The following is a 21,668-nucleotide window of genomic DNA, read 5'->3' on the forward strand; positions in this document are numbered from 1 at the left end:
TTCATTATAATGGGAGGTTTCGCTCCATGAAGCCAAGAAAAAATAGAGTGGTCGTATCTTTCGTAATGTCACTGACTTTAGTCGCGACCCTTGCAGGGTGCAGCGGTAATAATCCTTCTGAGGCTACCAAGGCCGTAACAACAGGAGACATCACACTTACTTATTTTTCGGAAGACTCCAGCACAAATTGGAATAGCATGAAGGATGAAGTCGGTAAGGTCATCGCTGAAAAAACCGGAGTAACTCTAGATGCTGAATTCGCTGTCGGAGACCCGGTCCAAAAGATTTCGTTGATTGCAGCCACAGGAAACTATCCTGATTTGATCGCTGCTAAGGCGGATGTCGGCAAACTTGTCGATGCTGGTGCAATCATTGATCTGACGGATTTGATCGACAAGCACGCACCGAACATCAAAAAAATGCTGGGAGACAAGCTTGTTCGGACAAAGTACAGTTTGGACGACCCATCGATCTATGTGATTCCGACCTGGTCCGCTGTCGAGGAGAAAAAAATTAAACCCGACGTAGGGTTTAAACTCCAGCATCGTGTCGTCAAGGAAGCGGGATACCCGGACATTCGTACGGTACAGGATTTTGAAAAAGTCATTAAGGGCTATATCACCAAGCATCCGACGGACGAAAATGGCAATAAAAATATCGGATTGTCCCTTAATGCCGACGATTGGCATATGTACCAGGTAACAAACTCAGGATTTCAAACGACCGGGGGACCAGACGACGGCGAATACTACATTGATCAAAAAACACACCAAGCCACTTATCATTTCCGCCGACCGGAAGAAAAGGAATATTTCCGCTGGTTGAATCACATGAACTCCATTGGATTGCTTGATCCGGAAAGCTTCGTGCAGAAGACCGATCAGTTTAAGGCGAAGGTGGCTTCAGGCCGCGTACTGGGCTTGGCCGATCCAGAATGGGACTATGGCGACGGGCAAAATGCGCTAAAAGCGGAGGGCAAATTCGACCAAACATACGGTCATTATCCAGTCACCATGAGCAAGGAATATAAGGACACCAACTTTTGGCTTCCTGGCTTTGATGGGGGATATGGAATCTCGATCTCTAGCAAGTGCAAGGACCCGGTACGCGCTATCCAGTTTCTCGACTTTCTGGCATCGGAAGAGGGGCAAATCCTGAATAATTGGGGGATTGAAGGAAAGCATTACACGGTTAAAGACGGCAAACGGACGATTATTCCGGCTGTGCTGGAACGGATGAACAATGACAATGCAGCTTTCCAAAAAGAATCTGGAATCGGTCTATATTGGAACTTGTCGGTCCATTATGGTGATGGCATCAAGGACTCCACCGGCAACTACTTTACTCGTAGTTATCCGGAGATGCTGACAGCAACTTATAACAAGTCGGAGAAGGAAGTCCTAAAGGCCTATAAGATTGATCATTGGAAAGATCTATTCCCAAAAGAAGAAGAATTCCAACCGAGAGCATACGGAGCAGCCTACACGATGTCTCTACCCAATGACGATCCGGCTGTTATTCTCGGAGCCAAGATGAAGGATATTACATGGAAACGAATTCCGGAAGCTGTCATGACCAAGCCGGAAAACTTCGATAAGGTTTGGGATGCCTATATGGCAGAGCTGGAGAAAGCCGGAGTACAAGAAATGGAACAATCCTTTACCAAACATATTCAAAACCGGATTAAGCTATGGTCTACTAACTAATTCGTTTTGCAAAAAGAACGGGGCCGTTTCGACTTTCCTGCCGGAGAGAAGACGGCCCTTTTTTATAATGGTTTTATCATAGACTATATTGTTCAAGTTACAAACCAACAGCGGCCGCCTCGGTTATTTTCTGAGGTGGCCGCTGTTGGTTAGGGGCAGGCTTATGCGTTACTTCATGGTGCTGGGTGGGACGGTAAAATTACAGGCACGTTCAAAGTAATTACCAATTTGTCGACGTTGTTATCAGAATCCAGCCACATACCCATCGTCCGAAGTATCTGCTACCTTCCGTGGTACGGTGAGCCCCGTAAGAGCGCCTTACTCCGCTTCATTCTTGGAGGAAGTAAATAGGTCTTGAGGAAGCTCATCCCTCGTGATCACGTAATCGCTGTTGAACACTTTTATGAGATGATCCAGGGAGTTATATTGTCCGTTGCGGACGAAATCGCCCGTCCATGTGGTGAAAAAGAGCCAATGCGCTGAATATGCTTGAAGCAATTCGGGATCGCCAATCGGGCCGTTTTCGGACAGACCAACCAGCTTCTTGCCTTGCACGAGATTTACCAAGCTGTCGTACTTGCCGATACTTGGGTGATAATTAGCCGCCGGGTTGTAGATATCCACACTTACAATATCGACGACATCGTCCCCCGGATACCATTCGGGGCTCTCGGAGTTCCATACCCAGATCAGATTGTTCAGGTGATGGTAGTGTGTTAGACGGTCGTACATGATACGGTACAGCTGCTTGGCGGAGTCTGGCCCTTGGGCGCCCCACCAAAACCATTTGCCTTCCGCCTCGTGCAGTGGTCTCCATAGCACCGGAACGTGAGCGTCTTGGAAGCGTTTCAACTGAGCGGCAATGGCATCAATGTCCCGCAGGATTAGCTGATATTCTTCCGACTCGGGATGATTAAGCGCATATTGAATGTCGAATGTAGTCGCCTCGGTGTAAAATCCGAGGTACCATTCTTTTCCTGGAATGTCATGTAGACCCTTAGGGGCATTCCAGTGCCATACAAACGTGACAATTCCACCTTCTTTGGCCCATTGGATCGCCTTGTCCACCTCAGTTGAGGTGGCACCATGCTCGACGCGAGAGGGGGAGTAATCCATCATGTCCGTTGACAACATTGCAGGATACTTTCCAGTCTGGTCTTTAATCCACTGGGCATCCTCAAGAGTATGCTGACCGGAAAGAATTTTGTCCCCGTAAACATCCACGAGATAACCCATGAGTGCCTTGGTTTCCACAGTCGCATTCGGGTTTACCGGCTTTTTCCCAATCTGATGCAGTTTCGGGGGGAGCACTGCTGACAGCTTGATGTAGTCGATATGATACTGGCCCAAGTCGACATTGAACTGTATTGTGTTGTTTCCCGAATTCAGCATGATTTTACCGCCGGATACCTCGGAATAGCTTGCTGTTGTCGGAAGGGATATTTCGCTTGTCTGACCGTTGACCACCATATGGGTCTTTTTGTCACTATTTGGATTACTGTAACCGATTGCAATATTGTAAAAGCCACTTGAAGCTGCGTTATAGGCAAGGGTTAACGACCCTGTGCCTTTAAAGGCTGCGTAACCGGTACCAGAATAGCCCGTGCTGGCGGTTTCGGTGCTGACCTCACCAGTAATGACTCCGTCTTCGGCTTCAATTTTGCTGTTTGTAGCAGGCAAACTGGCGAATTCAACCTTCACGTATTCGATCCCGTAATATCCCCAGCCTCTTGAAAAAGTAACCTCGTTTGTACCGGCTTTCAACATGATTTTGCTTACCAACTTCTCGTTTACAACCGCACCTTCCGGAGGGGGAACCAGCGTTATGCTTTCAGCCATTGTACCATTGACCTCGAAGCTGGTATCCTTGGAGCCGGTGTTCGCCGGAATATAGTAACCGAGGCTCAGCTTATATAGACCTGCTGTCGGCACATTCACTTTAAACGTAGCCGTCCCGTCAGACTTGCCCGAATTTGGGTCATAATCATAAAAGAAGGATACATAACCGTCGCCTTTATAAAGTGTATCGCCGGTATAGGGAGTATCCCGTTTTTCTACGCCGTAACCTTGAATAATTGCATCCTTGGAGCTGACGACTGTAGAAGGAGATTTGCCATTAGTGGATAAATCTTGACTTGCACCCATCGTCGTTTCGTCTTCAACATGGGTGACCAAGTTAGTTGATTCTGCTTTTGCTAAGCTTGGAATTAAATCGAGAGATACCAACAAAAAAGATAAGAGAACAAAACTAAGAATACCGAAAAATCTTCTTTTCCACGGATCTGGCATATGACTCACTCCTTGAATTTAGATGTTACCGTCTTAATTGTCCTGCGGCGCAGCTTGAAGAAATCGCTTTCATAAGTACAGACTAAGTACTTTGAAGTAATTGATGACAGGTGGTTACGGATCATCTTGCACTTATAAACATTCCTTCTTCAGTTGTATGCGTTTTCAATTTTTGTTATTAATTTTTTAGCACCTCACCTCTCTTTAATTTCATCATAAGTTAGAGGCGAGGCAGGAACCATACAATGAATTTCGGGAAAAATCATCCTTAAATTATGGATTTTTATACTCCGGTGGCAAACAATCTTCATTTCTTTTGAAAGGTATAACCCAAGATTTTAAGGCTATATGGGATAAGCGGGAAGGATAGTTTCAATTTGTGGTATCATGCCAATAGGAATACTACCCACATGGGAATGAAAGGGACTAATACATGATTTCTCATCGATTGCTTACCTACGAAACAATTATTCAATTAACGGACCAGATTAATAGGGACCAACACTTGTTATTCTATAGCTATTTAACTCAACGTAAGGAGCAGGCTAAATTTGTCGGTCAATATGTAGACGACAAGCTGACGGCGGTCTTGGCATACTTTTGGGGGCTTCCCTTCCCTGCATTTTCTTTCCACTGCATTAATCGAGAGAAACTTAACTTTCCGACTCTTATTGCTTTTACTAAGGAAACCATTCAACTTAACAGAAATACCGTTTGTGGTACAATCCTCTGTAATCGTGACTTACAACTTTTTCAGTCTCATGGTCTCATAACGGGTAATCCACAACGTTTCTTAACAATGAAGCATATGGATCAATCGAAATTGCTCAATTCAAACCTGGCTGAGTTAGTTAAGGAAAATGATTTTTCAGATATAGTGGATTTATTACAAAATGGGGGCATGAAATTTTTTACGAGGAGCGAACTCGAACAATATCCTTTCCTTGGGATAAAGGAATGTGGTCATTTTATTGCCGTAGTAACAAAAATAGTATTATGTAATCAATTAATAGTTATTTACTATAAAATGATTGAAAGCGCTAGAATATTTAATGAATTATCACTATAATAGATGTGAGTCTACCAAATATTATAAAAAATTAGGACTTGATTCCAAGTCGAATTTGGTAAATGTACATCAAAAGATTTTACTTACATAGATCAAAAAAATAATGGGAAGAGGGAATTTTGAATGAAGAAAAAATGGTTTACGCTACTTGCTACACTTACAATGGTGGCTGCATTAGGTACTTCTGTATCCGCTGCACCTGTTGTTCCGTCGGCTGATACTTCAGTTTCGGTTTCTGCTTCTGAAGCTTTAACAAAAGATCAAGCTACATCCGAAGTTGCTGTCGACCAATCCGAGCAAGAGGCTCAAAAAGTTGTCACAAAATACTTAACTGCTATGCACGAAAAGAATTTTTCGGATGCAGTAAGTCTGGTCAAAGATTCGCGGTATCTAAGTGAAGAAAAACAAATTCAGAAGTATGAGGAATACAGTAATAGAACTGATTTTGACAAAATTGAAGTTGTCGGTGCCCAAAAAGAGTCCAATTCGAGTGTAGCAGTTGTAATCAAAGAGGATGGGGAAAAACAAAATTTGAAAGTAATCAAAGATGGTGAAGAGTGGAAGTTAGTTCTTGGTGATGGGAATCCTGCAACCGTTAAAGCACTGAATCCATCTGAAATTTCTACAAATGCGGCTGTAGACTATTATAGACTTAGTGGGGTTCAATATGGAACTGTACTAATTGGGGGCGACGCCTTTTCTGTTGGTTCATCCCATTCGGCCACAATCAAAGGATGGCAAGACACAGGTATTAGTGACGTAAAAGCTGTTAATAGATATGAGATTGTGCAAGATGTATGGAATGGATGGAAAGAATGGAGTGTTCCACAGAAAGTATCTGGAAACAGTTCTGAAAAAGATTCTAGTAGCTGGTACAGTAAATCTTTTGATGGTATCCCAACAGGTAGTGGATATCATATCAGAATTACTGGACTGACCACACCAGACGGTTACGGTGCAAGCGGCGCAGGGAATGTTTACGTGAATTAAAAGTTGAATAAAAAAAACAGGTTCCAGTAAAAAGGAACCTGTTTTTTTCTTTTTTTTACTAGCTTTTACAGCTATACTATCTTGTAGAGGGAGGTGAGTGAAATTTGAAAAAAGCAATAGTATTTTTTGTTATGTTAATTGCTGGTCTAATTGTAACCGAGCAGGCGGTTGATATTCTTACGACTCGTGGACGTGGCGAAGCAATTTACAAGATGGGTATGTTAATCCCTGCCCAAGATTTTTATCTATATTTGTACGGGTCCATTTTTTTGTTGATAGGGGTCTTGCTTATCTTTTCTCCTTTACTATTCAGAAAGTTTTTTATGACCAGAGAAAAGAGAGTATCAACTAACTCTAAAGTAAAGTGGAATTTGAAAAGAGCGGTAGTATTTTTTATTATGTTAATCGCTGGTCTAATTGTAACCGAGCAGGCGATTGATATTCTTACGACTCGTGGACGTGGTGAAGCAATTTACAAAATGGGTATGTTAATCCCTGCCCAAGATTTTTATCTATATTTGTACGGGTCCATTTTTTTGTTGTTAGGGATTTTGCTTATCTTGTCTCCTTTATTATTTAAAAAGTCTTTTATAGAAAAGAAGAGTGTCTAAATGCAAGAAGACCTGAAGAGCAAAGCTTCAGGTCTTCTTGCTACTTTGTTTCTTAGGGAGGTTGCAAATGGTTTTACTAAAAGATAGTTCTACTAAAGAAGCAATTCGAGAGCAATATAAACAAATTTGGAATGAACTTTTAAATAAAAATGAGGAAAAAGCAGAACATATGTTAAAGAAATTGGAAAATGAGTTGTTGCCTACCCGTCAGAAAACCCTAAGACGATGGGGGAAAATCCTATCTCCATTAAAAAAACGTTTTATCTGGATTATCCTTTTTAGTGTGATTGGGTTCTTCCTTTTAGCTTACGTACTATTTATATACGTATCATTGTGGATTGAAGATTATTAAAGACGTTTCTGGGAAACCGGAAGCGTCTTTTTTTATGAGCCGGTTGAAACCCTAAAGGCTGGTTTTAACCAGCCGAGGTATCTGTAGCAAATAGGCTCGCTGATCGGCAAGTAAGGGAGCGAACAGGACAAGAGTGGGGAAGCTGGCTCATAACCGCACAAATGTACCGTTTTTTTGTTAAATTAAAACGTAAACAATTGTACTAACTACAGATATGGCCATCATCAATAGTGAAGTAATATGTTTTTGTGAACTTCGAATATATTTCCATTGGAAGATAGATCGAACACCGAACACTATAATAAGTAATACGCCAATCCAAACATATTTATAAGGGGGTTCATTAACAAATAAAAGTGACAAAAATATACCAATACCCCCAATCACAACGAACCACCTGTATGGGATAAAACCATCCGTGTCTGATATCTTCTCATCTGTTTTGCTGATAATTTTATCCAGAACAAATTGAATCACAGCTGCAATAAATAATACAAGAGCAAAAGTCATTGGTATCACCTTCTTCTTCCATTTGTTCAACTATATATAAACATATGATCTAATTCTGCCCTTTTCTTCTGATTTCAAAAATATTAACGCACACACCAATAAGTAAATATAGCTCCGCAAGCAGAAAAATTAATTGATCTGACCATGAAAAGTCTTTAGTTGAAAATATGGATATGATAACTCCGAATGAAATGAGAAGCATAAATAATTCTACAACCCAATCAGTTATCCTACTGGTCTTCTCATTTTTCTGATATGTTGCATGAATAGCACGTACAATTAAACGGATTATTAATGATGCTAACAACCAGTTATAAAGAGTATTCGGATAATTATATGAAATTCGCAAAACTAGACTAGCTATGAGCCATACCAAAAGAACAAAAGTTAAATAATAAGGATTTTTTAGCATCGTTCTTTCCCTTCACCGAATTTACAGTTATACAATTATTATACAATGTTTGTGTGTAAGTTTACTAAAATAAGCATAATTCGTAAAGGAAAGTAATTTCGGAAAAGGTCATTGTTTAGAAAGGGTGTTTCTGGAGGAATCCAGGAGCGCCTTTTTTTAATGAGCCGGTTGAAACCCTAAAGGCTGGTTTGAACCAGCCTAGATACCTGTAGAAAGTGGCGGGATTCCCGATCGGCAAGTAAGGGAGCGAGCAGGACAAGAGTGGGGAGGGTGGCTCGTGCTACTGGCTCTAAGGCGGCAAGAGCGCCCGCCAAAGAGCCAGTACGCACCGCTGGGCCGCTACTCTCGACGATAACTAGAAGCGCCTACGCCGGGAGAAAGCACCCGGCCAAGGCGCTCTACGTTCCTGTCGTTCGTTTTACGCTGCCCACGGAGCGTAAGAGCTGTGGGTCAAACCAAAGATGGCAGGCACCCATCATGAGCCGCTACGCTGGCGCTGCGCTAATCATCATGTATGCCTGCACAGAGCAGCACCATGATTCCGCTGCGCTCCATCATCGTGCTATGGAAGTGGAGTCGAAGAAGTAGGAGAGAACCGGCAGCCGCCGGTTCTTTTTTATTGAAAGCATTTTTTTCCCTTTTGCCTTCCGCATGGTAACCCGGCCAAAGCCTACTAAGCGTCCGGCAGGCCGAGCCTCCGGCTGCGCCCCTCACCCTGCCGGACACTAAGTAGGCGGTCAGGCGGTCAAGGGGCAACAAAAGATTTTCCTTCCGAATGGAAAAGGCAAGAGCGGAAGGAAAACTTTTTGTGTGCTTATCCCCTTGACCGCCGGCTTTTTGGTTTGGAACTTGCTGCGGCACTTCCACTTTCTGATATACCTTGAGCGTTACATAGGCGCGGTTCTCGCCTTTTTCCTCAATATTTTTAATCTCTGTTTTGATGAAACGTGGATTTAGTCTGCAAACCATGTGTCTCCAGTCCCGCTTGCTTGTCCAGCCCTTTCGCTAGAAATGGCTCTAGACGCTTCTGCCGCTGTTTTAAAGCCGCATCACCCGGCGACCAAGTAAAATACTCCTTGGTAAAGTTTAATCTATTGTTGATTTTAAACTATCTATTGGTTGACGAACTAGACCGGATTTTGCGCGTTGATTGTGAAGTATAACAGAATATGGGTGCTTGTTGGCATTAGAGCGGTATCACGCAACTGCCAGACAGGAGATCACCTGTTATTTCGTAGAACGGGATTATCAGGGAAAAGATATCGCTTCTGAAGGCGCCTCGAATGAAATCACTCGACTTGGAGGAGGAGAAAGGCTCTGGAACAGAATGATATTAATATTCATCAACTGACTGGCGAGATCCATCAAATTTTACACAAGAGAATTGATAAGCTAGGTGTAGCATACGGCATCGTTAGCGAATTTAGTTATAATCCTGAGGAGCCACCGTCTTGGATTATTAGTATCGAGGACTCTGAAATCGTGCTCATCTCGGCCATCTTGTTCCAATATATGAAACAGCATAGAAATTTGGAGGATACGTTAACTCATTTTATGCGCGATCACTTTCCATACTTCAATTAAACAGTAAAGATTATATAGAAAGCGGCAGACTAGGGCTTTGTTTTCACATCCTCGTCTGGCCGCTTTTTCTTTTATTAGATCTGTCCAAAACCTATTTTCGCAGGGTGCCGTGAAAATGAACGACAGTGCTTTTTTTGATTCATTACAGGTCTGCACAAGTCAGACCGGAAATAACGAGTGCAGTCGAAGTACAGCTCCGTATACGCGCCTCGCACTTATCTGGCTGGGATGCTGCGTGTCCCCTCTGTCATCGGGGAGGCGCAGAGCGGGCACACCGGCGGCGTGCCTGTGCTAGCCGCGCTTGTACGGCGTCCGCTTGTTGTGTCGCGACGCATCCACGCTTTACAGGCACCGTCGGTGCATTTCCACACAGGCACGTTGATGCGTGGCTCCGCCGGAGACCCTGCCACCGACGAGGTCGTCCGTACCATAGCGCTGCCTGGTCCCGGCCTGCTGCTCACGCGGGTCGCTGTGCCAGACGCTGGCGATCCAGCACCAGCACGGTTGCTATACCCGGAAGCACCCTTCGGTTGGCCGAAGCTGCTGCGGCGTGCTTCCGGCCTGGAAGCCTCAGGGGTGACCCCATAGGCTTCCAGCAGGAAGCGTGACACGGCGGCAGGCTTGCCATGATTAGAGGCGGGAGAGGTGATGTACAGCAACTCCTTCGCCCGGGTGACGGCCACGTAAGCGAGGCGGCGCTCTTCTTCAAGCGCTGCATCGTTATCCACAGCCGTAGTCGGGGCGGCGCCTGCCCGCCGATCCTCCGGCAGCTCGCTGTGCAGCGCCGAGCTGTGCGGCAGAATGCCTTCGCTGGCTCCGATCCAATATACGCAAGGGAATTCCAGCCCTTTGGCGCGGTGGATCGTCATGAGCCGAACAGCATCGCTGTCTTCTTCTCTGCGCAGCGATTCCATTTGGCGGTGACGCTCGGAAAGCTCGTCCGCAAAGCTGACGAACGCCTCCACGGTGTCAAAGCGCTTGGCTGCCGTTTCGAGCTCCTCCAGACTTTCTTGCATCGTTTCCTTATAATGAGTCCACGCGCCCGTATCTCCGCTTTCCAAATATTTGTCATAAAAGACGCGCCGCATTTCTTGAATGGCATAGGCAGGTTTCATTGTAGTGAGACTGCGAATCAGACGAATACGCTCTTTCACCTGCTCACGCTGAAAATCACGTAGTCGATCCCAGCGGCTGAGATGAATCAGCGGGTATTTTTTAGCCTGCTGTTTCTCCTCGCGCATAATCCATTCCATCCCCGCCTCACGGGATACGTACAGCGGCCCGAGGGTGCTCGGAATGGATTCCATACGCCGGGGATTTAGCGACAAGCGCAGGTGATCCATTAAGGGACGAATCAGGGACTGATCATAAAATACAGCCCCTGCTCCGTACTGAATAAATGGGACATCCCGCATAATTAATTGCTCAAAAATAGATCGGCTTCCGCTGGCTGTCCGGTGCAAAATGGCTATATCCCGGTAGCGCAGCCGACCTTCCTCTACCTGCCCGAGTAAATGAGTAACAATATGCCCCGCTTCCTCCTCGGGTCCGGATGGGGTGGCAAACTGCGGCGGCAAGCCTTCACGCCCGGCAGCCGAAAGACGTTTGGAGCGTCGATGGACATTTTTGGCGACAATGTTAGAGCCCAGCCCCAAAATCCGCGCATCGCTGCGATAATTAATATCCAGGGTAATGACCTTTGCATCCTTATAGACTTTGTCAAACTCCAGAATGGATTCCTGGCGTGCCCCATTAAAGGTATAGATCGTCTGATCATCATCTCCGACGACCATCAGATTGCGATGTCGGGCAGCCAATCGCTGCACCATCTCATATTGCAGGGCATTCGTATCCTGAAATTCATCGACCATGATATGTGAAAAACGTCGCTGAAGCGGCTGAAGTACATCCGGGTCACGCAGCAGTGCTGAGGCACGCAGCAGAATATCGTCAAAATCCATTTTATTGCGTTCCTGTTTCCACGCTTCATAAGCGAGCATGGCACGCTTTGCATCCGATTCCTCGCGTACGGTTTCCGGCAGCTCGTCCGCGCTGCGGCCTTCCGCTTTCCAGGCGGAGAGGGCAGACAGCAGGCTTTCCGGCTGGAAAGCCTCGCTGAGCCCAAGCTGACGCAGCATCATTTTCATGACGGTATGCTGGGCCTGCGTTTCACCGAACACTTCATCTTGCACGCCGCGATGACGTAGCATCGCCAAAGCGAATGAGTGAAACGTGCGAGCCTGAACTGCACGTGCAGCGGCAGGGCGCACACCGGGTAATCCCGCGATGCGCAGTTTCATTTCGGCAGCTGCCTTGCTGGTGAAGGTCACCAGCAGAATGGACGATGCAGGGACATCCCGCATCGCCATGAGGTAGCCTGCGCGGGCAGCCAGCACTGTGGTTTTGCCGCAGCCCGCCCCTGCAAGGGTCAGAAGGGGGCCTTTGCCGTGTCGGACGGCCTGGATCTGCGGGCGGTTCAGGTGAATGCCGGCGTTCTCTAAAGCACGAAAATAGGCCGAGTCTTGATCGGTGTCAGGCACCAGCGTCATACTGGTATCCATGGAAGCACGACGTGCCTGAGGGCTCGACGTTGAGTAAGGAACCCCGATGGGTCGGGGGTAAAAAGAAGGATTTGGGTCCATAATCCTGAAACCCCTTTCGTTCTTAAAATCTTCCATTTTCACAAATGGGGGTAGTTTTTGGTATGATAGAGTTCTAGTCAGCTTTAGCTGACGATAAGAACAAGGCGATGGACTAAAAATAATGCTGAAATTCATGCGGATCTTGCCGGAGCGACAGAACGTTAATACGTTGACGCTAATGCCTATAGCCTTCAAACAGGCGATATGACCGCATTCCATTATACAGGAGTTCGAGGTTTGCCAACAGAAAAAAACTTTGGGATATACGGACGGTACAGTGAAATCCGGCTGGATATGGGGAGGAAATAACGATGAAGCTGATTCAACGTATAAAGGAAGGCGCTAATCGCGCAACAGAAAAGGCGCAGCATGCTGTCGAGATTAGTAAGATCAATTCACAAATTACAACGATTCAGCAGGAAATGGATGTTCATTTCTTGCGAATGGGTCAGATCTTTTACGAAGGTTACCGCGCATCCGACATGTCGGTGGCAGAAACCGAGATGACACAGCTATCCACCGCATGTGATGAGCTTCAGGATGAAATTGACGAGCTGCGCAGTAGAATTGCAGAATTAAAAAACGCTCATTTATGCACCTGTGGAGCAGTTGTGCCACTGGATGCCAACTTTTGCCCCAAATGCGGACGCAAGCTGAATGAAGGGCAGGCTGCCTCCAAGCAGGTGGCTGCTGTGCGTGAAGAGGTGCCAACGAACGCCTATTCTTTTGATCTGCGCAAGCCAGAGGAAGCGAAGGAGCCCGCTCCTGTTTACACGGAGTATGCAGAACATGAAGTAGTGGATCGGCATGAACAGGAGCAGGATGAACCATATGAAACGCACGAACCAGCGGGATTAGACCGCAATTACACAGTGGCTGATTTTACACCAGAAGAAAAAGCGGCATTCGACGAAGAGTGGGAGCGCCGCCGTCAGGAAGAGCTGGAGAAAGAACACCGTCGCCTTGAAGAACTGGAACGCGAGCGGGAGCGTCAGGAGGAGCTGGACGAGCGGATTCGATATTGGAAGGCCAACAACTCCGGGGCCGAGAAGCCAGCAATGCCGTCTGCACAAGTACGTGAAAATGTAAAATGCCAAATCTGTACTGCAGAACTACCCAAAGGGTCCAAGTGGTGCCCGCGCTGCGGAGCTGAACAGATTTGATGCAGCCGAACAGGCTGCTGCAGGACACAGACATAACGCCGGGCAGCATAGGGGGAACAGAATACATGGAGCGTTTGCTGCATCATCTGCGGAATCTGGGTTTTACGGAAATGGAAGCCAAGGTTATGGTCGAGCTTTCGAGGCAAAATGCGGCTTCCGGCTATGAAGTGGCTAAACGTCTGGGCGCATCGCGCTCCAACGTGTACGCGGCTTTACAGCGTTTGGCCGGGCAGGGATACCTCAGAACCAGTGCTGGAGAGCCTGTTCGTTACAGCATGCTGCCACCGGGTGAATTGACCCGGATGATCGAAGGGCAGATGCAGGAGTCCCTGCGTGCGGTGGAGAAGGAAATGCCACGAACAGAACCAACCAAGCCGACCTTTTATAACGCGGAAGGTGACCGGAAGGTACTGGAAAGTCTGACGCGTGAGTTGGAACGGGCAGAGCATGAGATTGTGTTGGATTTGTGGCGTGAGGAAGCCGAACTGCTGCGGACAGAGTTGGAGAAAGCTGAGAGTCGAGGTGTGCGTCTGCTCTGGTCCTGCGATAACGGAGAAAGCATGATGGGACCGTGGTTACCGCTTAGGTCTGGTACAGAAGGACAGGAACCAGCAGGGCGCAAGTTTTCTTTTGTTATTGATCGGCGTTGGTGCATGCTGGGTATGCGGGGAGAGAATTGCCCGACACAGGCGCTTATTACCGAGCATCCGGTAATGACAGGTCTGCTGCTTAATCATTTTGCTCAGGATCTTATTCTGTATGAGCTGGAGCATGATATGGGCAGAGAGCTGTCGACCCGGTATGGCTGGCGGTATGAAGGCATTATCGGCAAATATATGTCAGCTGGAGAATAGCTAAAGATTACCGGGTAGGAAGTTCCATCAGTGCCCGGCATATAGATGTAATATAGCCCGCCTTATGAGGCACGAATTGATCCGATGTAATCAGGCGGCGAGTTTTTTCTGGGTTCGGCCCTGACGTAATGCCTTGGGCTTCGATAAAGGGAATATGACCTTCAAAAAGGGCCAGTGCTTGGTTAAGATCTGCTTCGTACAGTCCGGCTACTTCTTCTTGCTGGAGGTGATAAGCTTCCAATGGCTGGTTCGATAGCAGTCCAAACACCGAGCTAACCTCCCGGTCCCAAAAAGAGGTACCCTGTGCGGTACCTTTGCTTTCATACCGAACGGTCATCAGCGGTGTTAATGAGGCAAAGGGCACATGAATACCCAGTTCTTCCTCCAGCTCACGAGCCGCCTGAGACATATCTTCGCCTGCCGTCAAGTGACCGGCTGCTGTAATATCGTAGCATCCGGGGAAGGTGTCCTTCGTATCCTGACGCTGTTGGAACAGTAAGCGACGGCCTGTCGAAGTGTCTCGTGCTAGCCAGCAGTGAAAGGTATGGTGCCAATATCCCTTGGCATGTGCGTCTTGTCGAGAAGCTGTGCCAAGAGAGTTGTCTTCATCATCGTAGATATCTAGAAGCTCGCTAGTCATTGTGGTTCCTCCTATAGTAAGCAGAAATCAAAGGTCTACTTTACAGTATAACGTGTTTTCCTTCCTGACGATATGAAGGCGGGTGTGGAATGTGGAGTGGCATTTGGGGTATGCTGGGAACATGAGGATTTGCAACATCACACAGGTTTACGATTGAAAGGAGCGATTTTACATGGAATGTATAGTACATTTTCGAGTCATGCATCCAGAGGAACCTAAGGAACTTCGTGGGTTAATTATGCTGGAAAGTGGGGGCAAGCCGGGGATTGATCAAATCACGGATATGTTCAAAAATATGGGCTATGATGTCCGTCCAGACAATCCGGAGGAATTGATTTTTAAACCAGTCGATGTCAGAGCCAATTATACATATATCCGGGTTATTGAGCTGGATACGGGTGAGGAAGTCTACCAGGAAGACAGGGATTTGCGCGCGATTTTGGAAAATTTGCTGAATAAACATTAAACGTTAAAGATCAGGAGAACTAATCGATGGAATGAGATAAAGCGATCCTGTCGCCATTCATAGGAACGGAGAACCAATGATGAGATTGTATATTATCCGACACGCAGACCCCGATTACCCCAACAACACCATCACGCCGGAGGGGCATTTGGAAGCCCAGGCATTGGCCAAACGGCTTTCCAGTCACGGACTGGATCGAATTTATGCCTCTCCTTTGGGGCGGGCTTTGGATACGATGTGCTATACTGCCGAGTCTTTGGGTATGACTCATGAAGTGGAACACTGGACGCAGGAGCTGGCCCTAAAGCTGGAGGAAACTCCATACGGCCGTCTTTCCCATTGGGATTTGCCTGGTGAAGTGATCCGTTCCGAGTTACCCCTGCCGACTCATGACTCTTGGCAGGAGATTTCCTATTATCAGGGAACGAAGAGTCCCGAAATCTTCGAACAGCTGAAGCTTCATTCTGATGAATTCCTGAAACGGCAAGGCTTTGAGCGGGTGGAGGGCAGGTACCGGATTCTGAAGCACACCGAAGATCAGGTGGCCGTATTTTGTCATGGCGGCTTCGGGCTGACCTGGCTTGCTCATCTGTTGGAGCTGCCATTGGCCTTGGTCTGGTCCGGTTTTTGGATGCCGCCTAGTTCCGTAACCACGATCTTGTTTGATGAGCGCTCCCAGGAATGGGCAGTTCCCCGTTGCATCGGCTTCGGTGATGTTTCCCATCTGTACGCTGAGGGCTTGCCCGTCAGACCCCGTGGCATTATCACCAATTTCAACTAATCAGATCTCCTACACCATACCAAAACGGCTTAAGACGGTATACCGTCTTAAGCCGTTTTGTTGTAGTCATATAGGTGTGGTTGAGTCAGCGTGCTTCGACGTACCCTTCCAGCTTGGAAGTGCAATGTGCGCAACGGGTTGCGGCTACAGGAATTTCGGATAGGCAATGTGGACATTCCTTAATCGTTTTTTCCTGAGGAGGTTTTTCTTCCTCTTTGCGTTTCAGCATGTTAATCCCTTTGACCATCAGGAACACACAGAAGGCCACGATCAGGAAGTCCAGCAGGACGTTGAAAAATTGCCCGAACGCCATAACCGCAATGCCGGCTTCCTTGGCCTGTGCCAGAGTCATGCGAGTGTTATCTCCGTTATATGGATTCGCGCCTATAGCATAATACAAATCAGCAAAATCAACGCCGCCCAGAAGTTTACCAATCGGAGGCATGATAATATCGTTTACCACAGAAGTGACAATCTTGCCAAACGCTCCACCGATGATAACACCGACCGCGAGGTCAATCACGTTACCCCGTACAGCGAATTCTTTAAATTCTTTTATAATACCTTTTCCGCTCATGTGAGTGCTCACCTTCTTTACATAAAATCATTTATCTATAATACATGCTATGCCACTTGAGGGCAATTCCAAATTGATGTATTGCACTTTGTCACAAAATCACATGTTCATTTGTCTTCTATATGTAAACCAATAATGGAGGCGATGTATCGTGAGTTTAAGATTCAATCACAGAGCAGTGAGTCCTAGCACGTTCAAGGCAATGATGGAGATGGAAAAATATATTTCCGGTCGTTTTACAGACAAAGTATTGTATGAACTACTGAAAATTAGAGTATCCCAAATCAATGGATGTTCCTATTGTCTGGATATGCATGCGAAGGATTTGCTCAAGCTGGGGGATTATGCTGACCACATTTTGCAGCTAGCCTTATGGCGGGAGGTTCCTTTGTTCACGGAAAAAGAACGTGTTATGCTTGAATTAGCTGAATCGGTCACCCGTATCTCTGAACAAGGGGTACCTACGGATTTGTACAATAGGGTCAGAGAACAGTTTACAGAGGAAGAATACGTAGACTTGATAACCGCGGTTAACGTGATTAACAGTTGGAACCGGATTGCGATTGCAACGGGGATGTATCCGGGCATTCTTTAATGAACAGGGGGCTATGCTTTGTCTGGCAAAGAACATAGAATTGAACAACAATCGGTGGATTTAAATCTGGAGGAGCTGTATCAAAGATATCGCAAATATTCTTTTGCCATTGCTTATCGCATGCTTGGAACGGTTACGGATGCCGAGGATGTCGTTCAAGACTGCTTTGTCGAGCTGGAGAATAAGCCCCTGAATGAAATACAGAATCCCAAAGCCTATGTAGCCAAAATGACGATGAATCGGTGTCTGAATCTGTTGAACTCTGCGCGCAAGCAAAGAGAGACATATGTAGGACAGTGGCTGCCGGAGCCGTTGGGTGAAAGCGCAGATCTCCCTGCGGATTGGTTAGAGCGTAAAGACATGATATCTTACGCTTTTCTGGTGTTACTGGAGCAGCTAAAGCCGATAGAGCGGGCTGTTTTTGTGCTGAGGGAAGCTTTTCAATATGATTATAAAGATATTGCGGAATTACTGGGGAAGACCGAGAGCAACTGTCGTCAGTTGTTCAGTCGCTCCCGTCGTATTTTATCTTCGGGAGAATCTGCTCTTGAGGCTCAGTCCAGTCGCAATGTGAATAACTCTTCCCGAATAAAACTACTAGAACGTTTTACAACCGCCTTTCTTGCCTACGATGTGACTGCTATGCTGGAACTATTGGCTGAACAACCTGTATTCGTGTCAGATGGCGGAGGTAATGTGCATACGGTGATGAGACCGATGGTTGTACGCAAAGGTGTTCTTGCCCTGTTGACTTCTCGTCGGGTATTAACCGTTTTAAGAGAAAGAGATGTGTTCCACACCGTCATCAATGGCGAGGTCCAGCTGGCATTTTTGAAAGACGGTGAAGTGAGAGAAACCTTATGCCTCATACTGACACCGGACGGGGAGCATATTCAGAATTTTTATTTAATGGTTAATCCAGATAAGTTGGGATACATTCATATAGGACAGAAGAAGCAAACATGCGATAAAAAGTAATCATCGAAACAGCAAAAACCTTGAATCCTGCTAAGGATCAAGGTTTTTTTGTTGTTTTCACAACTGCCGGGCTTGATGAAGAGCCAGATCGCCTATCCAGGGAAGCTTGAGCCACTTTCCTTGTCCCGCACGAATTAACAAGATAATCCACAAGGCAAGGCTTGCCAGCGTTAGCAGGGAAGCGAGGAAAGGACCGAGTAGCGGAATGAATCCGACCAGCACATGTCCGATCATAAGGGCTACAAAAAGAAGTATGGATTGCAGTGCGTGAAATAATACGAATCGGCTTTTCTTTTCCAGCATGACAAAGGCCAGCGCGCCAATAAAGGCGAACAAATAGCACAGGACAGCTGCTATATTTTCATCCAATCCTGTGGAAGACTTATAGACTGACATGTCAGGCATATCCTCCTTTATAAAAGATTCAAGCTAAGTCTCCGTACTATACAAACTATGAGGACAGGATTGAAGGATATGCCCGATCTCGGTAAAAAAGTTGACTCTACACAAAGGATAAGCGGTCAAGCGAATGGATATACTCGAATTTGGCGATAACCTTTTTTTAATTTATTGGTTTGCAAATGACCGATAAAGTGCCACCTTCCGTGGTTGAAAGGCCTCCCATTTGGACTGCGCTTCTGTCGCATCGCCCACAAGCTTCGCAGATTCGATGTTCGACTGCAGCCAGACGAGCTTGCAAATTCATTGAACCACTTCCACCTTACGAATTGCCTGATAGTCTTTCCCGAGAATCCGTTTCGGTTCCCGCCAAACGTTTTAGTAACGTATTTCTCCAGTTTAAGGACAATTCTTCCACTTCGAGAATTTGCTTAATACCCTCGATATGATTCTTCTCTTGATGCATAATTCGATTGGCAAATGAAACCGTAATTGCTTTCGGATGGCGATGAAGGAGGGATAGTCCGTCGGCTTTAGAGGCAACTCCCTCTTCCAGAACGCGGAAGTAGAATCCCGTGTGGCCTGTTTGCTGTACCTTCAAGGGCATGTCCGGTACGCCGTACTTGATGGACAACTTGTAGCAAGGCTGTCTCGGCTGGCTAACTTGAACGATAGCTTTGCCAAGCTTAAAGACGTCTCCAATGCAAACGTCGGATTCTAGCAAACCCTTTATCGTTAAATTTTCCCCGAACGCGCCGTAATCGAGCGGTCTCCGCAATTCATTTTCCCAGAACGGATAGTGCTCGTAGGGATATACGCATACAGCTTTCTCTTTACCCCCGTGATGAACTAGATCGCCCTGCCCATCCCCTTCGAAGTTTAGATAAGATAAATACAAATATTCATCTGTGGCCGACTTGAATATCCCCGTAGAAACGTCCTTCTGATTAAACTGGATCTGTTTGGGCATGCCGACATTAAGTGAAAGGATTTTAATAGATGCCATTCGGGTCACCCCTACTCCAAATTTTGGTCAACGAGTTTTGCTAGATGCTTCTATATACCGCGTTCCTGCATATGTTCGCCCGACTGAAGCGAGAATTTCTATGATGACTACGCCTTTTTACATTTCGGTAATTCCTCTTTTGACTCTGTTCGTCCCCGTTTCCATTTTACACTCCTCTATGCGCTATTTGCGAATTTTCGATTAGTCTCCGTTAATGGGATAGAGTCCTTTTTGGGCAACTCATCGTTCTGGGAGCGATGTTCTCGTTCAAACATACCCGATCTCGGTAAAAAAATGAATTAGAGAATGTGTATAAAAATACGAAAAAGGCTGAACGAAAAGGATTCGTTCAGCCTTTTAAACGGTTATGCACATGTTTTGCACATGTTGTATACACTTTATCCACCGCATATTAATGTTTATCCACAGAAATAACATGGTTTATACACAAAATGTGCACAATCTGTAGATAATATTACGATGATTCATACTTTGCACACAGTTTGTCCACAAACTATCAACATATTTGGTGTAATTGTGGATATACTTCCATAATTATCGGTCACCAGTTTTTAAATGGCGGCGTGGGTGTGTGATTTTACCCATTTTATTCTTGTCATCCTCTTTGGGGATAAGTCGTTCATCGGTACGTCCTTCGTGATGATTATCAAAGGCATATTCGGTCATTTTCCACTCGGAAGTACCCAGAACAACATCAGCGGGAAAATGCTGGCCTCTGTGCAAATGCTGCTCATGTCCATCCTCATCAATATAAACACCGTCCACTTCTACCTTTTCACCCGTTAGCGGGAGTAAATCCTTTCCTTTACGTTCCATTGGTATCCCCTCCGTCTGCTTATTCTTCGTTAATTTGTCCGTACGGAAGGTCTTTTATCCACAAGCTGATGCAAAATATCCTCGGCAATCTGGTCTGCGGGATGAGGCTTGCGAAGCAACTCAATCGCCTGCGTCATCTCTTCGGCAAGAGAGGGGATGGAAATCAGGTCGAGACAATGCTGAATCAGCTCCTCCGTCGTGCGCGCAATACGGGCAGCTCCTTTTTGCTGCAAATACAGAGCATTATTTAGCTCCTGACCGGGCACGGGCTTGAACACAAGAATAGGCAAACCGGATGCAATGCTTTCCGAGAGTGTAATGCCGCCGGGCTTTGTAATCACCAGATTGCTCGCACGCATAAGTGCTGGAACAAAGTCCACGAATCCATAGGTGTAAATGTCCGGGTGGTCTGCATATAGCGCATCCAATTCTGCTTTCAGTTGCTGGTTTCGTCCGCAGACGATGAGTAGCCGCAACTGAGGAAGCTGGCTTAATTGCTGACAGATATCCAGTATGCCGGATAGCACACCATAGGCGCCTGCCATAATGAGTAGCGTAGTAGTCTCAGACTGTGGTGATGGAATTACCTGTTCCTGAACAGGAATTTCGTTGGCAGACATGTTATAAAAAGAAGCGTGAATCGGAATACCCGTAGCGATAATACGTTCGATAGGTATCCCCCGCTGGGCGGCTTCCTGCTGGATATCCTCAGTGGCTACATAGTAGCGGTCAATATCAGGATGCAGCCAGCGCCCATGCAGATCGAAATCTGTAACCACGTTGACAATAGGCAAATTCATTCCCATTTTGCGGCGTAACGCCGGGAGCGCGAGCTGCGGGAACGTATGTATCACGAGATCCGGCAACTCCTTTTTCAGTGTGAGCGTAAGTTGACGCATTCCGAATGAATGCAGCACATGGCCAAAGGCCGATTTAGCCTGCATACCGCGCGTGATGTTATAGACCCAGCCGTAAAGCTGAGGAATGGTTTTGAAGCTTTGCATATATACAAATTTGGTCAGACCGTTCAACCAGGGATGAGATTCAGCCATCAGGTCGAGAAGTTGTACCTCGCAGCGTCCGAGTCTTCGCAAACTGTCCATAATCGCCCGAGCGGCCTGCACATGGCCTTCCCCGTAACTGGCGTACAATATTAGAATTTTTGGTGCTGAGAATTCCATGATTGTTTAGCCTCCTATATTCATAA

Annotated in this window: 22 protein-coding genes; 12 read left to right on the forward strand and 10 right to left on the reverse strand. The window is 46.4% G+C overall.

Going from position 1 to position 21,668, the window contains the following annotated elements; translation table 11 throughout:
• The first annotated feature begins 26 nt into the window (after positions 1-26).
• Positions 27-1,706 (forward strand): ABC transporter substrate-binding protein, encoded by a 1,680-nt coding sequence (locus tag NLX73_RS18590; protein ID WP_254326958.1) that lies wholly within the window; start codon positions 27-29, stop codon positions 1,704-1,706.
• 318 nt (positions 1,707-2,024) lie between these two features.
• On the opposite strand, the gene NLX73_RS18595 is transcribed toward NLX73_RS18590, so the two are convergent.
• Positions 2,025-3,995 (reverse strand): glycosyl hydrolase, encoded by a 1,971-nt coding sequence (locus tag NLX73_RS18595; RefSeq protein ID WP_254326959.1) that lies wholly within the window; start codon positions 3,993-3,995, stop codon positions 2,025-2,027.
• Between the two features lie 433 nt (positions 3,996-4,428).
• Here NLX73_RS18595 and NLX73_RS18600 point away from each other — a divergent pair, with 433 nt between their 5' ends.
• The 4 genes from NLX73_RS18600 (at position 4,429) to NLX73_RS18615 (ending at position 7,017) form a co-directional block, all read left to right on the forward strand.
• Entirely contained in the window at positions 4,429-5,064 is a 636-nt protein-coding gene (locus NLX73_RS18600) for a hypothetical protein (protein ID WP_254326960.1), read from the forward strand.
• Positions 5,065-5,187: 123 nt separating this feature from the next.
• Positions 5,188-6,054 (forward strand): hypothetical protein, encoded by an 867-nt coding sequence (locus tag NLX73_RS18605; protein WP_254326961.1) that lies wholly within the window; start codon positions 5,188-5,190, stop codon positions 6,052-6,054.
• A 104-nt stretch (positions 6,055-6,158) separates the two neighbouring features.
• The gene (locus tag NLX73_RS18610) at positions 6,159-6,665 is read left to right on the forward strand and encodes a hypothetical protein (RefSeq protein ID WP_254326962.1); all 507 of its coding nucleotides are present in this window, start codon (positions 6,159-6,161) and stop codon (positions 6,663-6,665) included.
• A gap of 67 nt (positions 6,666-6,732) precedes the next feature.
• A complete protein-coding gene (locus NLX73_RS18615) occupies positions 6,733-7,017 on the forward strand; it encodes a hypothetical protein (RefSeq protein WP_254326963.1) in 285 nt (94 codons plus the stop codon).
• 177 nt (positions 7,018-7,194) lie between these two features.
• Here NLX73_RS18615 and NLX73_RS18620 read toward each other — a convergent pair whose 3' ends face one another.
• Positions 7,195-7,527 (reverse strand): DUF4181 domain-containing protein, encoded by a 333-nt coding sequence (locus tag NLX73_RS18620; RefSeq protein WP_254326964.1) that lies wholly within the window; start codon positions 7,525-7,527, stop codon positions 7,195-7,197.
• Between the two features lie 682 nt (positions 7,528-8,209).
• Here NLX73_RS18620 and NLX73_RS18625 point away from each other — a divergent pair.
• Positions 8,210-8,527: a hypothetical protein gene (locus NLX73_RS18625; protein ID WP_254326965.1), complete on the forward strand. Its 318-nt coding sequence runs from the start codon at positions 8,210-8,212 to the stop codon at positions 8,525-8,527.
• A gap of 337 nt (positions 8,528-8,864) precedes the next feature.
• Here NLX73_RS18625 and NLX73_RS25170 read toward each other — a convergent pair whose 3' ends face one another.
• Entirely contained in the window at positions 8,865-9,041 is a 177-nt protein-coding gene (locus NLX73_RS25170; protein WP_367997115.1) for a conjugal transfer protein, read from the reverse strand.
• A gap of 697 nt (positions 9,042-9,738) precedes the next feature.
• Positions 9,739-12,165 carry a UvrD-helicase domain-containing protein gene (locus NLX73_RS18630; RefSeq protein ID WP_254326966.1) on the reverse strand — a complete coding sequence of 809 codons (2,427 nt, stop codon included), beginning with the start codon at positions 12,163-12,165 and terminating at the stop codon, positions 9,739-9,741.
• 311 nt (positions 12,166-12,476) lie between these two features.
• Between NLX73_RS18630 and NLX73_RS18635 the strand changes: the two genes are divergently transcribed.
• Both NLX73_RS18635 and NLX73_RS18640 read left to right on the forward strand, forming a co-directional pair.
• Positions 12,477-13,328 carry a zinc ribbon domain-containing protein gene (locus NLX73_RS18635; RefSeq protein WP_254326967.1) on the forward strand — a complete coding sequence of 284 codons (852 nt, stop codon included), beginning with the start codon at positions 12,477-12,479 and terminating at the stop codon, positions 13,326-13,328.
• A 65-nt stretch (positions 13,329-13,393) separates the two neighbouring features.
• Positions 13,394-14,182 (forward strand): TrmB family transcriptional regulator, encoded by a 789-nt coding sequence (locus NLX73_RS18640; RefSeq protein WP_254326968.1) that lies wholly within the window; start codon positions 13,394-13,396, stop codon positions 14,180-14,182.
• Between the two features lie 7 nt (positions 14,183-14,189).
• Here NLX73_RS18640 and NLX73_RS18645 read toward each other — a convergent pair whose 3' ends face one another.
• On the reverse strand, positions 14,190-14,822 hold the full coding sequence (locus NLX73_RS18645) for an NUDIX hydrolase (protein ID WP_254326969.1): 633 nt from the start codon (positions 14,820-14,822) through the stop codon (positions 14,190-14,192).
• Between the two features lie 172 nt (positions 14,823-14,994).
• Here NLX73_RS18645 and NLX73_RS18650 point away from each other — a divergent pair, with 172 nt between their 5' ends.
• Positions 14,995-15,288 (forward strand): hypothetical protein, encoded by a 294-nt coding sequence (locus tag NLX73_RS18650; protein WP_069291005.1) that lies wholly within the window; start codon positions 14,995-14,997, stop codon positions 15,286-15,288.
• Positions 15,289-15,367: 79 nt separating this feature from the next.
• Positions 15,368-16,069 (forward strand): histidine phosphatase family protein, encoded by a 702-nt coding sequence (locus NLX73_RS18655; protein WP_348622427.1) that lies wholly within the window; start codon positions 15,368-15,370, stop codon positions 16,067-16,069.
• An 85-nt stretch (positions 16,070-16,154) separates the two neighbouring features.
• Here the strand turns inward: NLX73_RS18655 and mscL are convergent, their stop codons facing one another.
• Positions 16,155-16,646, reverse strand: coding sequence for a large conductance mechanosensitive channel protein MscL (mscL, locus tag NLX73_RS18660; RefSeq protein WP_250267358.1), 492 nt, complete (start codon positions 16,644-16,646; stop codon positions 16,155-16,157).
• A gap of 151 nt (positions 16,647-16,797) precedes the next feature.
• Here mscL and NLX73_RS18665 point away from each other — a divergent pair, with 151 nt between their 5' ends.
• Both NLX73_RS18665 and NLX73_RS18670 read left to right on the forward strand, forming a co-directional pair.
• Positions 16,798-17,241: a carboxymuconolactone decarboxylase family protein gene (locus NLX73_RS18665; RefSeq protein WP_254326971.1), complete on the forward strand. Its 444-nt coding sequence runs from the start codon at positions 16,798-16,800 to the stop codon at positions 17,239-17,241.
• 18 nt (positions 17,242-17,259) lie between these two features.
• Positions 17,260-18,219 (forward strand): sigma-70 family RNA polymerase sigma factor, encoded by a 960-nt coding sequence (locus NLX73_RS18670; RefSeq protein ID WP_254326972.1) that lies wholly within the window; start codon positions 17,260-17,262, stop codon positions 18,217-18,219.
• A 57-nt stretch (positions 18,220-18,276) separates the two neighbouring features.
• Here NLX73_RS18670 and NLX73_RS18675 read toward each other — a convergent pair whose 3' ends face one another.
• From NLX73_RS18675 to NLX73_RS18690, 4 genes are all read right to left on the reverse strand, one after another.
• Positions 18,277-18,615, reverse strand: a complete 339-nt coding sequence (locus tag NLX73_RS18675; RefSeq protein ID WP_040102217.1) for a DUF4870 domain-containing protein — start codon at positions 18,613-18,615, stop codon at positions 18,277-18,279.
• 325 nt (positions 18,616-18,940) lie between these two features.
• The gene (locus NLX73_RS18680; protein WP_254326973.1) at positions 18,941-19,624 is read right to left on the reverse strand and encodes an MOSC domain-containing protein; all 684 of its coding nucleotides are present in this window, start codon (positions 19,622-19,624) and stop codon (positions 18,941-18,943) included.
• A gap of 555 nt (positions 19,625-20,179) precedes the next feature.
• Positions 20,180-20,461: a transposase gene (locus NLX73_RS18685; RefSeq protein ID WP_134904816.1), complete on the reverse strand. Its 282-nt coding sequence runs from the start codon at positions 20,459-20,461 to the stop codon at positions 20,180-20,182.
• 29 nt (positions 20,462-20,490) lie between these two features.
• Entirely contained in the window at positions 20,491-21,642 is a 1,152-nt protein-coding gene (locus NLX73_RS18690; RefSeq protein WP_254326974.1) for an MGDG synthase family glycosyltransferase, read from the reverse strand.
• Positions 21,643-21,668: the final 26 nt, after the last annotated feature.

This window comes from Paenibacillus sp. CH40 (genome assembly GCF_024213605.1).
Taxonomy (GTDB): Bacteria; Bacillota; Bacilli; order Paenibacillales; family Paenibacillaceae; genus Paenibacillus; species Paenibacillus polymyxa_B.

Bases quoted from the DNA above. Each gene is read 5' to 3' on its own strand.
- NLX73_RS18590 (WP_254326958.1), top strand. From the start codon at position 27: ATGAAGCCAAGAAAAAATAGAGTGGTCGTATCTTTCGTAATGTCACTG.
- NLX73_RS18595 (WP_254326959.1), bottom strand. From the start codon at position 3,995: ATGCCAGATCCGTGGAAAAGAAGATTTTTCGGTATTCTTAGTTTTGTT.
- NLX73_RS18600 (WP_254326960.1), top strand. From the start codon at position 4,429: ATGATTTCTCATCGATTGCTTACCTACGAAACAATTATTCAATTAACG.
- NLX73_RS18605 (WP_254326961.1), top strand. From the start codon at position 5,188: ATGAAGAAAAAATGGTTTACGCTACTTGCTACACTTACAATGGTGGCT.
- NLX73_RS18615 (WP_254326963.1), top strand. From the start codon at position 6,733: ATGGTTTTACTAAAAGATAGTTCTACTAAAGAAGCAATTCGAGAGCAA.
- NLX73_RS18620 (WP_254326964.1), bottom strand. From the start codon at position 7,527: ATGACTTTTGCTCTTGTATTATTTATTGCAGCTGTGATTCAATTTGTT.
- NLX73_RS18630 (WP_254326966.1), bottom strand. From the start codon at position 12,165: ATGGACCCAAATCCTTCTTTTTACCCCCGACCCATCGGGGTTCCTTAC.
- NLX73_RS18635 (WP_254326967.1), top strand. From the start codon at position 12,477: ATGAAGCTGATTCAACGTATAAAGGAAGGCGCTAATCGCGCAACAGAA.
- NLX73_RS18640 (WP_254326968.1), top strand. From the start codon at position 13,394: ATGGAGCGTTTGCTGCATCATCTGCGGAATCTGGGTTTTACGGAAATG.
- NLX73_RS18645 (WP_254326969.1), bottom strand. From the start codon at position 14,822: ATGACTAGCGAGCTTCTAGATATCTACGATGATGAAGACAACTCTCTT.
- NLX73_RS18650 (WP_069291005.1), top strand. From the start codon at position 14,995: ATGGAATGTATAGTACATTTTCGAGTCATGCATCCAGAGGAACCTAAG.
- NLX73_RS18655 (WP_348622427.1), top strand. From the start codon at position 15,368: ATGAGATTGTATATTATCCGACACGCAGACCCCGATTACCCCAACAAC.
- mscL (WP_250267358.1), bottom strand. From the start codon at position 16,646: ATGAGCGGAAAAGGTATTATAAAAGAATTTAAAGAATTCGCTGTACGG.
- NLX73_RS18675 (WP_040102217.1), bottom strand. From the start codon at position 18,615: ATGTCAGTCTATAAGTCTTCCACAGGATTGGATGAAAATATAGCAGCT.
- NLX73_RS18680 (WP_254326973.1), bottom strand. From the start codon at position 19,624: ATGGCATCTATTAAAATCCTTTCACTTAATGTCGGCATGCCCAAACAG.
- NLX73_RS18685 (WP_134904816.1), bottom strand. From the start codon at position 20,461: ATGGAACGTAAAGGAAAGGATTTACTCCCGCTAACGGGTGAAAAGGTA.
- NLX73_RS18690 (WP_254326974.1), bottom strand. From the start codon at position 21,642: ATGGAATTCTCAGCACCAAAAATTCTAATATTGTACGCCAGTTACGGG.